This window comes from Streptomyces gossypii, assembly GCF_025165795.1.
Taxonomy (GTDB): Bacteria; Actinomycetota; Actinomycetes; order Streptomycetales; family Streptomycetaceae; genus Streptomyces; species Streptomyces gossypii.
The window spans coordinates 451,820-466,564 of the sequence record NZ_JAJAGO010000004.1 but is presented as its reverse complement, the minus strand read 5'-3'; the positions used below and the strand labels follow the sequence as shown (position 1 = coordinate 466,564).

General features: G+C 67.9%; 13 protein-coding genes. 6 read left to right on the top strand and 7 right to left on the bottom strand.

Annotated elements, in window-relative coordinates; all coding sequences use genetic code 11:
* Nucleotides 1-51 precede the first annotated feature (51 nt).
* From tig to clpX, 4 genes are all read left to right on the top strand, one after another.
* Entirely contained in the window at nt 52-1,491 is a 1,440-nt protein-coding gene (gene tig / locus LHJ74_RS11230) for a trigger factor (protein ID WP_260217764.1), read from the top strand.
* Between the two features lie 324 nt (nt 1,492-1,815).
* Nucleotides 1,816-2,421 carry an ATP-dependent Clp protease proteolytic subunit gene (locus LHJ74_RS11225; RefSeq protein ID WP_260217878.1) on the top strand — a complete coding sequence of 202 codons (606 nt, stop codon included), beginning with the start codon at nt 1,816-1,818 and terminating at the stop codon, nt 2,419-2,421.
* An 83-nt stretch (nt 2,422-2,504) separates the two neighbouring features.
* Nucleotides 2,505-3,182, top strand: a complete 678-nt coding sequence (locus LHJ74_RS11220) for an ATP-dependent Clp protease proteolytic subunit (RefSeq protein WP_260217763.1) — start codon at nt 2,505-2,507, stop codon at nt 3,180-3,182.
* A gap of 168 nt (nt 3,183-3,350) precedes the next feature.
* Nucleotides 3,351-4,637, top strand: coding sequence for an ATP-dependent Clp protease ATP-binding subunit ClpX (gene clpX / locus LHJ74_RS11215; RefSeq protein WP_260217762.1), 1,287 nt, complete (start codon nt 3,351-3,353; stop codon nt 4,635-4,637).
* An 84-nt stretch (nt 4,638-4,721) separates the two neighbouring features.
* On the opposite strand, the gene LHJ74_RS11210 is transcribed toward clpX, so the two are convergent.
* Genes LHJ74_RS11210 through LHJ74_RS11185 form a run of 6 tightly spaced genes read right to left on the bottom strand, consistent with a single transcriptional unit; the run spans nt 4,722 to nt 10,521 of the window.
* Nucleotides 4,722-5,465 carry a hypothetical protein gene (locus LHJ74_RS11210; RefSeq protein WP_260217761.1) on the bottom strand — a complete coding sequence of 248 codons (744 nt, stop codon included), beginning with the start codon at nt 5,463-5,465 and terminating at the stop codon, nt 4,722-4,724.
* A gap of 40 nt (nt 5,466-5,505) precedes the next feature.
* On the bottom strand, nt 5,506-6,483 hold the full coding sequence (locus LHJ74_RS11205; protein WP_260217760.1) for a hypothetical protein: 978 nt from the start codon (nt 6,481-6,483) through the stop codon (nt 5,506-5,508).
* Nucleotides 6,484-6,541: 58 nt separating this feature from the next.
* Entirely contained in the window at nt 6,542-7,513 is a 972-nt protein-coding gene (locus LHJ74_RS11200; RefSeq protein ID WP_260217759.1) for a hypothetical protein, read from the bottom strand.
* A 57-nt stretch (nt 7,514-7,570) separates the two neighbouring features.
* Complete coding sequence (locus LHJ74_RS11195; RefSeq protein WP_260217758.1) at nt 7,571-8,509, bottom strand: hypothetical protein; 939 nt, start codon at nt 8,507-8,509, stop codon at nt 7,571-7,573.
* Between the two features lie 25 nt (nt 8,510-8,534).
* The gene (locus LHJ74_RS11190; protein WP_260217757.1) at nt 8,535-9,569 is read right to left on the bottom strand and encodes a hypothetical protein; all 1,035 of its coding nucleotides are present in this window, start codon (nt 9,567-9,569) and stop codon (nt 8,535-8,537) included.
* 7 nt (nt 9,570-9,576) lie between these two features.
* Nucleotides 9,577-10,521, bottom strand: coding sequence for a hypothetical protein (locus tag LHJ74_RS11185; RefSeq protein WP_260217756.1), 945 nt, complete (start codon nt 10,519-10,521; stop codon nt 9,577-9,579).
* 134 nt (nt 10,522-10,655) lie between these two features.
* Here LHJ74_RS11185 and LHJ74_RS11180 point away from each other — a divergent pair, with 134 nt between their 5' ends.
* Together LHJ74_RS11180 and LHJ74_RS11175 are read left to right on the top strand one after the other, a co-directional pair.
* Entirely contained in the window at nt 10,656-13,298 is a 2,643-nt protein-coding gene (locus LHJ74_RS11180) for a valine--tRNA ligase (RefSeq protein ID WP_260217755.1), read from the top strand.
* An 83-nt stretch (nt 13,299-13,381) separates the two neighbouring features.
* Nucleotides 13,382-14,071 (top strand): DUF5753 domain-containing protein, encoded by a 690-nt coding sequence (locus LHJ74_RS11175; RefSeq protein WP_260217754.1) that lies wholly within the window; start codon nt 13,382-13,384, stop codon nt 14,069-14,071.
* A 77-nt stretch (nt 14,072-14,148) separates the two neighbouring features.
* Here LHJ74_RS11175 and LHJ74_RS11170 read toward each other — a convergent pair whose 3' ends face one another.
* Nucleotides 14,149-14,715, bottom strand: coding sequence for a hypothetical protein (locus tag LHJ74_RS11170; protein WP_260217753.1), 567 nt, complete (start codon nt 14,713-14,715; stop codon nt 14,149-14,151).
* Between the last annotated feature and the right edge of the window lie 30 nt (nt 14,716-14,745).

Here is a 14,745-nt window from a genome sequence, read left to right as displayed (position 1 = left end):
CCCCATTTGCCCCTAAATGCCCACTAGCAGTCAGCCCCAAGGAGATCGACCGTGAAGAGCGCCGTGGAGACCCTGAACCCGACCCGGGTTCGGCTCACAGTCGAGGTGCCCTTCGAGGAGCTCAAGGACAGCCTCGACGCGGCGTACAAGAAGATCAACCAGCAGGTCACGGTGCCGGGCTTCCGTAAGGGCAAGATCCCTGCCCGCGTGATCGACCAGCGGTTCGGGCGCGGCGCGGTGCTGGAGGAGGCCGTCAACGACGCGCTGCCGAAGCTGTACCAGTCGGCCGTCGAGGAGGGCGAGCTCAACCCGCTCGGCCAGCCGGAGGTCGACATCACCGACCTGAAGGACAACGAGCTGCTGTCCTTCACCGCCGAGGTGGACATCCGCCCCGAGATCGAGATCCCGGACTACTCCGGCATCGAGGTCACGGTCGAGGCCGCCGACATCTCCGACGAGGAGGTGGACAAGGCCGTCGACCAGCTCCGCGAGCGTTTCGCCTCCACCACGGTCGTGGAGCGCCCCGCCGCCGAGGGTGACGTCGTGAAGGTCGACCTCGAGGCGAAGATCGACGGTGAGGTGCTGGAGGACGGCGTCGCACAGGGCGTCGACTACACGATCGGCTCCGGCGAGTTGCTCGAGGGCATCGACGCCGCCGTCACCGGCCTCGAGGCCGGCGGTTCCGCGACCTTCACCTCCGAGCTCAAGGGCGGCTCCGCCGAGGGCCGCGAGGCCGAGGTCAAGGTGGACGTCCAGACGGTCTCCAGCCGCGAGCTCCCCGAGCTGGACGACGAATTCGCCCAGCTGGCCAGCGAGTTCGACACGCTTGAGGAGGTCCGCGAGGACAGCCGCAAGCGGCTGGCGCAGTCGAAGAAGTACGAGCAGGCCACCGAGGCCCAGGAGAAGGTGCTCGACGCCCTCATCGGCCTCGTCGAGATCCCCGTCCCCGAGAAGCTCCTCGAAGACGAGATCAGCAGCCGCAAGCACAACCTGATCAACCACCAGCTCAGCCAGATGGGCCTGGACCTCGAGGGCTACCTCCGGATGCAGGACAAGTCCGAGGAGGACTTCGACGCCGAGCTCAAGGAGCAGGCGGAGAAGGGCATCCGGACGCAGTTCATCCTGGACGAGCTGGTCAACAAGGAGAAGCTGAACGTCAGTCAGGAGGAGCTCACCGAGCACCTCATGCGGCGTGCGCAGTCCTCCGGCATGAGCCCCGACCAGTTCGCCAAGGCGGTCGTCGAGGGCGGCCAGGTGCCGATGCTCGTCGGCGAGGTCGCCCGCGGCAAGGCGCTCGCGGTCGTGGTCGAGGCCGCGACGGTGAAGGACAGCAACGGCGAGGTCGTCGACCTCGACGACGAGGACGAGACCGCCGAGACGGTCGCTGTGGACGCTGCCGAGTCCGACGAGGCCGGTGAGGCAGCGGAGTCCGCCGCCGACGAGGCCCCGGCCGCGGGCGGCGACGAGGCGGAGACCAAGCCCGGCGCCTGACGGCACCGCACGGCGGGCCTCACGCAGGCCCCGCACGCCGACGACGGGCCCGTACGCCATCGCGTACGGGCCCGTCGCGTGCTCCCTCACCCTGTTCCTGGGCAGGCACGCCACCTGTGAACCTGCGCTCACAGCGAACAGTTCCGGATGCGGGATGGCGCCCGCCGACCAGCGCGTTAGGGTCCATAGATACGAGGGCAGGGGTGTACCGGTACGAGCCCCAGAGGGGTTGCCGGAGTCGCCCCGTGCCCGTAAAGACGCCAGTGACGGCCACGCCCAGTCGCAGCCGTCCGGACACGAGCAGGTGGACACGTGACGCTTCCGATGCCTTCTGCCGCCGCTGAGCCCAACTTCGGTGGCGGCCTCGGCGACCAGGTCTACAACCGACTGCTCAACGAGCGGATTATCTTCCTCGGCCAGGCGGTTGACGACGATATCGCCAACAAGATCACCGCACAGCTTCTGCTCCTTGCCGCCGACCCGGACAAGGACATCTACCTTTACATCAACAGCCCCGGCGGCTCGATCACGGCCGGCATGGCGATCTACGACACCATGCAGTACATCAAGAACGACGTGGTGACCATCGCCATGGGCCTCGCCGCCTCCATGGGTCAGTTCCTGCTGAGCGCCGGCACCCCGGGCAAGCGCTTCGCGCTGCCGAACGCCGAGGTGCTGATCCACCAGCCGTCCGCCGGTCTCGCCGGTTCCGCCTCGGACATCAAGATCCACGCGGAGCAGCTGCTCCGTACGAAGAAGAAGATGGCCGAGCTCTCGGCGCTGCACACCGGCCAGTCCGTCGAGCAGTGGACCCGGGACGCCGACCGCGACCGCTGGTTCAACGCGCAGGAGGCCAAGGAGTACGGCCTGATCGACGAGGTCTACGGCTCCGCGGCCCAGATTCCGGGCGGCGGCGGCACGGGCGCGTGAGTCCCGCCGACGCAGGAGGGTCCGCCGCGGGGCGGTACCCCAGCCTCCAACCGCAGCCAGCTGATCACCAGGAGAACACTCCGATGAACAACTTCCCCGGCGCCGGGCTCTACGACGGCCTTCAGGCCCGGTACACCGGCCCGTCACCCGAGGCCCGCTACGTCATCCCGCGCTTCGTCGAGCGCACCTCGCAGGGCGTGCGCGAGTACGACCCCTATGCGAAGCTCTTCGAGGAGCGCGTGATCTTCCTCGGAGTGCAGATCGACGACGCCTCCGCCAACGACGTCATGGCGCAGCTGCTGTGCCTGGAGTCGATGGACCCGGACCGCGACATCTCCGTCTACATCAACAGCCCCGGTGGCTCCTTCACGGCGCTCACCGCGATCTACGACACGATGCAGTTCGTGAAGCCGGAGATCCAGACCGTGTGCATGGGCCAGGCGGCCTCCGCCGCGGCCGTGCTGCTGGCCGCCGGTTCGCCGGGCAAGCGGATGGCGCTGCCGAACGCCCGCGTCATGATCCACCAGCCGTACAGCGAGACCGGCCGCGGCCAGGTCTCCGACCTGGAGATCGCCGCCAGGGAGGTCCAGCGGATGCGGGACCAGCTGGAGGAGCTGCTCTCCCGGCACTCCACCAAGGACATCGAGACGATTCGCGACGACATCGAGCGCGACAAGATCCTCACCGCTGAGGAGTCCCTGGAGTACGGGCTGATTGACCAGATCGTGGCGACGCGCAAGACCTCGGTCGGTCTGGGTTGATGTCCTGGGGCCCCCTTCGGACGGCTGGGGCCGGGCCGGCAAGACCGGTCCGGCCGCACCGAGTCCGCCCCAGGGGGGCCCAATTCGGCGGTGCGGCAAGGTACCGTCGGAGTGCATGTACCTCGGTCCGTCGGAGCGGACGGATCCCAGGCGAAGGGGAAGCACCTCGTGGCACGCATCGGTGATGGCGGCGATCTGCTCAAGTGCTCGTTCTGCGGCAAGAGCCAGAAGCAGGTGAAGAAGCTCATCGCGGGGCCGGGTGTCTACATCTGCGACGAGTGCATCGATCTCTGTAACGAGATCATCGAAGAGGAGCTCGCCGAGACCTCCGAAGTGCGTTGGGACGAGCTGCCCAAGCCGCGCGAGATCTACGAGTTCCTCGAGGGCTACGTGGTCGGGCAGGAGTCCGCCAAGAAGGCCCTCTCCGTAGCGGTCTACAACCACTACAAGCGAGTGCAGGCGGGGGAGAACTCCACCGGGCAGGGGCGGGACGACGGCATTGAGCTGTCCAAGTCCAACATCCTGCTCCTCGGCCCCACCGGCTCCGGCAAGACACTGCTGGCGCAGACGCTGGCCCGGATGCTGAACGTGCCCTTCGCGATCGCCGACGCCACCGCGCTGACGGAGGCCGGGTACGTGGGGGAGGACGTCGAGAACATCCTGCTCAAGCTGATCCAGGCCGCTGACTACGATGTGAAGAAGGCCGAGACCGGCATCATCTACATCGACGAGATCGACAAGGTCGCCCGCAAGAGCGAGAACCCGTCGATCACCCGGGACGTCTCCGGGGAGGGTGTGCAGCAGGCGCTGCTGAAGATCCTCGAAGGGTCCACGGCCTCGGTGCCCCCGCAGGGCGGGCGCAAGCACCCGCACCAGGAGTTCATCCAGATCGACACGACGAACGTGCTGTTCATCGTGGGCGGCGCGTTCGCCGGGCTGGAGAAGATCATCGAGTCGCGGGCGGGTGCCAAGGGCATCGGCTTCGGGGCGACGATCCGCTCCAAGCGGGAGATCGAGGAGAGCAACCAGTTCGAGGAGATCATGCCGGAGGACCTGGTGAAGTTCGGGATGATCCCGGAGTTCATCGGGCGGCTGCCGGTGATCACCAGCGTGCACAACCTCGACCGCGAGGCGCTGCTCCAGATCCTGATGGAGCCGCGTAACGCCCTGGTCAAGCAGTACCAGCGGCTGTTCGAGCTGGACGGCGTGGAGCTGGACTTCGACCGCCCGGCGCTGGAGGCCATCGCCGACCAGGCGATCCTGCGCGGCACCGGCGCGCGCGGCCTGCGGGCCATCATGGAAGAGGTCCTGCAGTCGGTGATGTATGAGGTGCCGTCCCGCAAGGACGTCGAGCGGGTCGTGATCACCGACGAGGTCGTTCACTCCAACGTGAACCCGACTCTGGTGCCCCGCCGCCGCACGGACGAGCCGGAGCGGCACGAGAAGAGCGCGTAGCGGCTGACGGCCGCCGCAGTCGCGGCGGGTACACAGGAGGGGCGGGGCGCCCGGCGCCCCGCCCCTCCTGCGATTCCGGTCTGGTTACCCGACCGGGACCCGTACTTCCTGGCGCACTGCGGCCGTCGACCTGGCTGCCTCGTCCATCGAGGTCCCACGGACTTCGTCGGTCAGGGTGACGGCGGCGATGGTGCTGCTGTCGGCCCAGACGCACAGCGGCATCTCGACGTCGGCGCTGGAGTCTGAACCGTCGTCCTTCATCATCTGGCACTTCATGACACCACCGTCGAAGCCCGCCGGAGTCACCCGCTCCGGGTTGCCGAGCATCTCCTTGCCTTCGTCCGGATCGTTCTCCATGACGGAGAAGAAGGTGTCCACGGACTTCTCCGGGTCGGACACGTCGCCGTAGGCGCCGATGAAGGTCAGGTATTTCGCCTGCTCGATCTCCGACGCGTCGGGTTCGCCGGCCGTCAGGTCGAGGGTGGAGTACACGTGTGACACCCCGGTGCCCTCCGCCATGTTGAGGAACCTGCGGTCCTCGCCGTCCAGCGGGTGGGTGACCGTCCTGCCATCCCCGGAGCCCCGGTAGTCGTCGAGGAGTGTGGCGGGGGTGGTGAGCTTGTACTTCTTGTTGTCGGCGGTGACGGGGCCGCCGCCCTCGGTATCCTCGCCGTCGTCCGCGGTGAGGACGATGGCGCCGCCGATGACGGCACCGACGAGGAGTGCACCGACGACGATGCCGAGCATCCTGCCCCTGCCCCTGCCCCTGCCCCTGCTCTGCGGGGGCGGCGGGTGGCCATAGCCGGGTGGTGGCTGTGCCTGTCTCATCGAGCGGTCACCTCTTCTGCCCGGTACGGGGACGAGGGCACTACTTGATCTCCACCCGGGCCTCGTTGCGGACGTCGGCCGCGGTCTGGGCCGTCTCGTCCAGCGAAGGTGCCTTGATCACCTGGGTCTTGACGACCGCGGCGACGGTGCTCTTGTCGGCCCAGACGCACATCGGCGTCTCAGCGGGCGCGCCCTGCGCCGGGTCCGTGTCCTTGATCACCTGGCACTTCATGATGCCGTTCTCGAAGCCGTCCGGAGTCTTCTCCTCCGGGCTGCCGACCAGTTCGGTGTCCGACTCCCCTTCGTCGTCCGCCGACTCCTCCTGGACGTAGGTGAAGAAGGCGTCCACGGACTTCTCAGGATCGGCCACCTTGCCGTAGGCGCCGATGAGCGCCACGAACTTCGCGGTGGCCATTTCCGCCTCGCTGGGCTCGCTGTTCAGGTCGGCGGTGCTGTACTGGCCCTGGACTCCGGTGCCGCCCGTGATGCCGACCTTCTTCTGTTCGGCCGCGTCGAACTCGTCCTCGGTGGTGGCCTGCCCCTTGCCGAAGCGCTTGTAGTCCGTGAGGAGCGTGGCGGGGGTGGTGAGCTTGTACTTCTTGCCGTCGGAGGCGACTCCGCCGCCGTCGTCACCGCCGGTGAAGACGAGGACGCCGCCGATGATGGCGCCGACCGCGACGAGCGCGCCGAGCACGATGCCGATGGTTTTGCCCTTGCCGCCGCCGCCCTGCGGGGGCTGCGGCATGCCGGGCTGGCCGTACGGCGGCTGCCCGTAGGGCGGCTGGCCCTGCGGGGGCTGGCCGTACTGCTGCTGCGGGTAGCTCTGCTGCGGAGGGTAGCCGTAAGCCGGCTGCTGCGGCGGAGCCTGCGGCGGGTAGCCGTAACCGGGCTGCTGGCCCGGCGGCGGCCCCTGCTGCGGCGGGTAGCCGTAACCGGGCTGCTGGCCCGGCGGCGGCCCCTGCTGCGGCGGGTAGCCGTAGCCGGGCTGCTGGCCGGGCGGCGGTTGGTTGTGGCTCATGAAGCGGTCACGTCTCCTTGTGGTCCAGTGCCGGTGCGCTGGGGGAGCGCGGCCGTGGTCAGCTGGTCTCGACCCGCGTGTCCTCGCGCACCTTGTGGGTGGTCGCCGCGGCGTCGGCCAGGGTGGTCTCCTTGCCGGACAGGATCGAGGCCGTGTCCGCCTGGAGCGTCCAGGCGATCGTGCTGTTGTCGGCCCACATGCACAGCGGCATGGAGAACTCGTCCACCGGGCTCTGCGAGGAGGGCGGCGCCGTGAACTTGACGTTCTGGCACTTCATGACGCCGTTCTCGAAGCCTGCCGGGTTCTGCTCCGTCGGGTCGCCCACCAGTTCGGCCTTGCCGCCGTCCGCGGTGTCCGGGTCCTCGGCCGCACCTTCGGCGATCTTGGCGAAGGCCGCGTCGAGAACGGCTTCCGGGTCGTCGGTCTCCCCCCAGGCACCCGCGAAGTTGATCTGCTTCTTCTGCATGCTGCTTCCGGCCTCGTAGGTCTGCTCGACGCCCTTCCCGTCCTTGAACCCGAAGTCCTTGAGATCAGTGAGGGTTTCGTCGTCCATCATGTCGGAGGAAGACGAGGACGACGGGGCCGCCTTCTTGTACTCCCCCGCGACCGTCGCCGGAGTGATGAGCTTGTACTTCTTGCCGTCCGAGGCGACCTTGCCCCCGCCGCCCTCGTCGTCGTCGCCACCACCGGTGAAGGCGAGGGCGCCTCCGACGATGGCGCCGACGACTATGAGCGCGCCGACGACGATGCCGATCGTCTTGCCCTTGCCGCCGCCGCCCTGCGGGCCCTGCGGCATGCCCGGCTGCCCGTACGGCGGCTGACCCTGCGGAGGCTGGCCGTACGGCGGCTGACCGGGTTGGGGCTGGCCGTAGGGCTGCTGTCCCGGCTGCGGCTGGCCGTACTGCGGCTGCCCCGGCTGCGGCTGCTGCGGGTAGCCGTAGCCCGGCTGCGGGGGCTGCTGGCCGTACGGGTTGGGCTGCTGCGGCGGCTGCTGGCCGTAGGGGCCGGGCGGCGGCTGGTTGTAGCTCATGCTGTGTTCACGTCTCCTTGCTGGTCTGCACCGATGCGGTGGTCGGGCGGGCCCGGGTCAGCTGATCTCGACCCTGGTGTCCGCACGCACCTTCTGGGTGGTCACCGCGGCGTCGGCCAGGGTGAGGTCCTTGCCGGACAGGATCGCGGCCGCGTCGCTCAGGGCGACCCAGCCCATGGTGCTGTGGTCGGCCCACATGCAGATCGGCGCGGTGAACTCGCCCGCCGGGATGTCGCTGGAGGGCTTCGGAGTGATCTTGATGTGCTGGCACTTCATCACGGCGTTCTCCAGCCCCGCCGGAGTCTGCTCCTTTGGGCTGCCGACCAACTCGGCCTTGTTGCCGTCGTCCGTCTCGGGCTCCTCGAGCATCGCTTCGGCGACCTTGGCGAACGTCGCGTCGAGAACCTTCCCGGGAGCCTCCAACTCGCCCCAGACACCGGCGAAGGCCAGCTGCTTCTGCCTCATGCCTTCCCCTGACTCGTATGTGTGTCCCACCGGTTCCGGGTTCTTGACGCCGAACTTCTTGAGGTCCGAGAGGACCTCGTCGTCCATGGTCTCGGCGCCGGAGGACGAGGACGAGGTCTCCGCGTACGTACCCGCGACCGTGGCCGGGGTGATGAGCTTGTACTTCTTGCCGTCGGAGGCGACTCCGCCGCTGCCGCCGTCCTCCTCGCCGCCGGTGAAGACGAGGACGCCGCCGATGATGGCGGCGACGACGACAAGCGCGCCGACGACGATCCCGATCGTCCTGCCCCGGCCCCCGCCGCTGCCCTGCGGCATGCCGGGCTGGCCGTACGGCGGCTGCCCGTACGGGGGTTGCCCGTACGGCTGCTGGCCGGGCTGCTGTGGATAGCCCTGCTGCGGCGGGTAGCCGTAGCCCGGCTGCGGTAGCGGCTGCGGCGCCTGTCCGTAGGGGCCGGGCTGCTGCCCGTACGGATTCGGCTGCTGCGGCGGCTGCTGGCCGTACGGGCCAGGCGGCGGCTGGTTGTAGCTCATCGCCCCGTCACGTCTCCTAGATCCCTCAGATCTCTTCCCTGGAATCCTCGCGGATCTTGACCGTTGCCTCGGCCAGGTCGTCCTGGTCCATCGACTTGCCGAACTTGCCCGCGCCGCCTGCAGGCTCCGCGCCCATCTGGGAGACCACGCCCACGGCCGCAGCGTCCGTCCAGACGCAGGTGGGGAAGATGAGTTCGACGGCGGTGCCGCTGATCTGACCGGTCTGCTTGCGCGTCTCGCAGCGCAGCACCTCACCGTCGAAGCCCTCGGGGGTGTACTCCTTCGGTGCCACGACGGTCTCGACCTTGTAGTTGTCGATTCCGCTCGCCTGGGACTGGTTCTCGTGCACCTTGTCGAACATCGCGTCCGCCGCGGCCTCCGGGTCGGTCACCGTCCCGTAGATGCCGGCGAGCTGGAGCTTCTCCCTGGAGGTGGTCTCGTACATGTCCGACGCGCCGGTGGCGCCGGTGACGCCGAGCTTCTTCGCGTCGGCGTCGTTGGCGAGGTCCTCGTCGTTGGTTCCCTTGCCGGTGGAGTTGTACTCGCCGGCCAGCAGGGACTTCGGCGGGACGACCTTGTAGGGCTTGAGCTCGGCGGGCTTCTCGTCGCCGCCCTCGTCCTTGCCTTCCCTGTCGCCTTGGTCGCCCTTCTCGCCCTTGTTGTCCTTGTTGTCCTTCGACTCCGAGTTGCTGGTGCCGCCGGAGTCGCCACCGGCCTCGTCGTCGCTGTCGCCGCCGGTGAAAAGCACGACACCGACGACGAGTGCGGCGACGACGACAAGCGCGCCGACGACGATGCCGATCGTCTTGCCGTTGCCGTTGCCGCCGCCCTGCGGAGGCTGCGGTGCACCGGGGGCGCCTGGCTGGCCGTACTGGGGCTGACCGGGCTGCTGCGGCGGGTATCCGTAGCCGGGCTGCTGAGGCTGGCCCGGCTGCTGCGGCGGGTACCCGTATCCGGGCTGCTGCGGCGCCTGTGGGGGCTGCTGGGTGTACGGGTTGGACTCTGGGGGCTGTGGGGGCTGCTGGCCGTAGGGGCCAGGCGGCGGCTGGTTGTAGCTCATCGCGCCGTCACTTCTCCTTGCTCTCTTTCCTGGTTTCCTCGCGGACCTTGACCGTGGCTTCGGCCAGTTCGTCCTTCGGCATCGACTCGCCGAACGTCCCGCTCGAGGACTGTGCGCCGGACTGCGAGACCACGGCCACTGCGGAACCGTCAGCCCACACACAGGTACTGAATTCGACATCGAGCGACCGCCCGTAGACCTCGCCGGACTGCCGCTGCGTCTCACACGCCAGTACCGACCCGTCGAAGCCTTCAGGTGAGTATTCCTCGCGCTCGCTCACCGTTTCCACCTCGTAGTTCTCGATGCTGTCGCCGAGGTCGTCCTGGCTCTTGTGCACCAGGGCGAACATCGCGTCCGCGGACTCCTGCGGGTCGGCGATCTCACCGTGTACTCCGGCGAGTCGGAGGTCGCCCTCGGAGGTGGCCCGGTAGGAGGCGCTCACGCTGGAGCCGTTCTCGACACCGAGCTTTTTGGCGTCCGAGTCCTGCACCGTGCCGTCGCCCCCACCGGGGGTGTCCGCCTTCGTGTACTTCCCGTCCAGCACCGAGTGCGGCGGGACGATCTTGTACGCTGCGACCTCCCCGTCTTCGTCGCCGCCTCCGGTGAAGGCGACGGCACCGCCGATGATCGCGCCCGCGAGGGCGAGCGCGCCGACGATGATGCCGATCGTCCTGCCGTTGCCGCCGCCGCCCGGTGCGGGCTGCGGCGGGTAGGGCATGCCGTACGGCGGGCTCGGCTGGCCGGGCTGCTGCGGGTAGCCCGGACTCTGCTGCGGGTAGCCGTACGCCTGCTGCTGCGGATACCCGTAGCCGGGCTGCGCGTGGGGATTTGCGGCAGGGGGATGCGGAGGGGGCGTCGCGTCATAGGGGCCGGTCGGCCCTGTCGGACCGTGCTGCCCAGGCTGCGGCGGCCCGGCGCCGTACGGGCCCGGCGGTGGATCCTGATAACTCACAGCGCACTCCCCCTCCGCGGACTCTCACCGATGCGCATGTTCTGGGCTCATCCTGACGGACCTGTGGCCCGGGCGCTGCACCGGGTCCTAAACCGATTCGAGACCATGACATTCGCGCCCGTACACTGACCGCTGTGACAGCCAACACTCAGCAGGACCCGGAGCAGTACGGGTCCGATACGGCGACCCCCGCAGATCTGCCGACTCAGTACGCGCCGGCCGAGGTAGAGGGGAAGCTCTACGAGCGCTGGGTGGAGCGGGGCTACTTCGAGGCGGACCCCAAGAGCGGGAAGCCGCCGTACACCATCGTCATCCCGCCACCGAACGTCACGGGCTCCCTTCACATCGGGCACGCCTTCGAGCACACACTGATCGACGCCCTCACCCGCCGGAAGCGCATGCAGGGCTACGAGACGCTCTGGCAGCCCGGCATGGACCACGCCGGTATCGCCACGCAGAACGTCGTCGAGCGCGAGCTGGCCGCCGAGGGAAAATCGCGCCACGACCTGGGGCGTGCGGCGTTCGTCGAGCGTGTCTGGCAGTGGAAGGCCGAGTCCGGTGGTCAGATCGCAGGCCAGATGAGGCGCCTGGGCAACGGCGTCGCCTGGGGCCGTGACCGTTTCACCATGGACGAGGGCCTCTCGCGCGCCGTCCAGACCGTCTTCAAGCGGATGTACGACGATGAACTGATCTACCGCGCCGAGCGCATCATCAACTGGTGCCCGCGCTGTCTCACCGCCATCTCGGACATCGAGGTCGACTACCAGGACGACGACGGCGAACTGGTCTCCATTCGGTACGGCGAGGGCGAGGAGAGCGTCGTCGTCGCCACGACCCGCGCCGAGACGATGCTGGGAGACGCCGCGGTCGCCGTTCACCCGGACGACGAACGGTACGCCCACCTGGTCGGCAAGCGGATCAAGCTGCCCTTGACGGACCGCAGTATTCCGGTCGTCCCGGACGCCCATGTCGACCCGGAGTTCGGCACCGGTGCGGTCAAGGTGACCCCGGCGCACGACCCGAACGACTTCGCGATCGGCCAGCGCCACGGCCTGGAGCCGATCGAGGTCCTGGACGAACGCGGCATCGTCACCGTCCACGGCCCGTTCGAGGGCCTCGACCGCTTCGAGGCCCGTTCCACGATCGTCGCTGCGCTGCGGGCGGAGGGCCGGATCGTCTCCGAGAAGCGCCCGTACGTCCACTCCGTCGGTCACTGCTCGCGCTGCAAGACGACGCTGGAGCCGCGCCTCTCCATGCAGTGGTGGGTCAAGGTCGCCCCTCTGGCCAAGGCCGCCGGGGACGCGGTCCGTGACGGCAAGGTGGACATCCACCCGCAGGAACTGTCGCAGCGCTACTTCGACTGGGTCGACAACCTGCACGACTGGTGCATCTCGCGCCAACTGTGGTGGGGCCACCGGATTCCGGTCTGGTACGGGCCTGGCGGCGAGACCGTCTGCCTCGGCCCGGACGAACAGCCCCCGTCGGGTGAGGGCTGGACTCAGGACTCGGATGTCCTGGACACCTGGTTCTCCTCCGGCCTGTGGCCCTTCTCCACCCTGGGCTGGCCGGAGAAGACCGAGGCGCTCGAGAAGTTCTATCCCAACTCCGTCCTGGTCACCGGTTACGACCTGCTGTTCTTCTGGGTCGCCCGGATGATGATGTTCGGTGTCTACGCCATGGACGGCGTGCCGCCGTTCCACACCATCGCGCTGCACGGCATGGTCCGTGACGAGCACGGCAAGAAGATGTCGAAGTCTTTCGGCAACACGGTCAATCCGTTGGTGTGGATGGACGCCTACGGCTCTGACGCCGTCCGTCTCACCCTCGCGAGCGGCGCCAATCCGGGCACAGACGTCCCGATCGGTGAGGACTGGGTCAAGGCTTCCCGCAACTTCGCCAACAAGGTCTGGAACGCCACGCGTTTCGCCCTGATGAACGGCGCCACCGTCCAGGGCCCGCTGCCCGCGCCCGAGGAGATGACGGCCGAGGACCGCTGGATCCTCTCCCGGCTGAACGCCGTCATCACCGAGACCGACGCGTACTACGACGACTACCAGTTCGCCAAGCTGAGCGACACGCTCTACCACTTCGCGTGGGACGAGGTCTTCGACTGGTACGTCGAGCTGACCAAGACCACCTTCCAGAAGGGCGGCCGTCCGGCCGAGGTTTCCGGCCGGGTCCTGGGCGAGGTCCTGGACGTGCTGCTGCGGCTGCTGCACCCGGTCGTCCCGTTCGTCACCGAGACGCTGTGGACCACGCTGACGGGTCGTGAGTCCGTGGTCATCGCCGCCTGGCCCGCCGACTCCGGCTTCCGTGACGAGGCGGCCGAGCGCGAGATCGGCACGCTCCAGCGGGTGATCACCGAGGTCCGCCGCTTCCGCGCCGACCAGGGCCTCCAGCCGGGCCAGCGCGTCCCGGCCAGGCTCTCGCTGGACGGCACTTCCCTGGCCGCACACGAGGACGCCATCCGCGCCCTGCTCCGGCTGGAGCCCGAGGGCGAGGGCTTCGCGGCCACCGCCTCACTGCCCGTGGCCGGAGCCACCGTCGCGCTGGACCTCTCGGGCGCGATCGACTTCGCGGCCGAGCGCAAGCGGCTGACCAAGGATCTCGGCCTGGCCGAGAAGGAGCTCAAGCAGACGACGGCGAAGCTCGGCAACGACGGCTTCCTGGCGAAGGCCCCGGACGACGTGGTCGCCAAGATCCGCACCCGCCGCGAGGCGGCGGAGGCCGACATCGCCCGTATCACCGAGCAGCTGGCCGGCCTGCCCACTGCCTGACCCCTCCCGGGACCGGTGACGCACCCGTCCGGTGCACGCTGATCTTCGTCGGTCGACGGAACGGACACTTTCCGCCTCGGATCGTGGTTGTTGCGTCGACCGATGAAGATTGTTCACTGGCGGGGATGACGGGCGGGCGGACGCGAGGCTGGTGGGAGGAGTACAGAGAGATCCTGTCAGCCGACATGCTTGATCTGGCGGAGTTGGAGCGTCACGCGACCGCCATGCGTATCGCCACCGCGATCCATATGCCGGGGCTGTTGCAGACCAGGGACCACGCGTACGCGCTCATCAGTGAGATCGTTCCATCCCTCGCGCCGCACGAGGTCGAGCATCGGGTGTCCTACCGCATCAAGAAGCAAGCGGTCCTCCACGGCGCGAGCCCGACGCCGTACACCGCCATCATCCACGAGGCCGCACTCCGGATGGGGTTCGGGGGTTCGGCTGTGGCCCGCGCGCAGCTTCAGCATCTGATCGACATGAGTGAACGCGAGAAGGTCACTGTCCTGGTGGTCCCGTTCGGAGTGCCGGCCTTTCCGGGTTCTGGGCAGGCCATCGTCTGCGTACGCGGGCCTGTGCCCAGGCTCGACACGATCAATCTGGATACGGACCACGGCACCGAGCTTCTGGACGCCGAATCCAAGCTCGCCAAGTATCGGACCGTCATGGAACGGATGGAGAAGTGCGCGCTCACACCTGTCAAGTCGCGCGACTACATCCGAGGCGTCGCACGGCAGCACACCACGCAGATTCTCGAACGCTGGACTTGCTGAAACTGATACTCGCCCCAACCCTCGATGTGTGCGACTCGGTGTTCCGTGCATCCCTGTCGGTTTAGCAGGGCGTTGTGTCAGCGGGGGCAGTTCAGTTCTTTCTTCACTGTCGAGACCGTCTGTTTCATGAGCCTTACAGTTGCGGCTTCTCGCGCCTTGGCATCGGGGTTGGCGTACTCGGTGACGTGGAACCAAAATTCAAGGTATGGTGCCCTGTTTGCTCCGCAGGGGGTTATCGCCTTCACTGCGGTGCCTCTATCGTCCGGCTTGCCCTCGGTGGAGTCGCTGATTGCGGCTGCTCCGGGGAACGGAAGGTCGTTCATGTTCTTCACACGGGCGCCAATATGCTCCTTGGGGTCCTTAGGATTTCCCATGCGGGCTGCATCCTGAATCACCACAGAGATGGTGTCGTGATCGTCCACTGAGTAAGTGCAGTACGTTGACTTCTTGCGCTCTGGGGCGTCTGTAGTCAACACTTCTAGTGGCTCGGCGTACTCGTAGAGTTCGCCGCCGTCCGGCATGAGTGGTTCGAGTGCAGCTGGGGCGTTCGCGTTCCAGCATGCTTGCTTCGGAAGCGCGTACTTACGGTCGCTGTCACGGGCCACTAAGAATGTCACCGTGAGTGCACCGATGGCAATCACCATTGCAGTCAGCGTGATGGTTCGCCTTTTCCC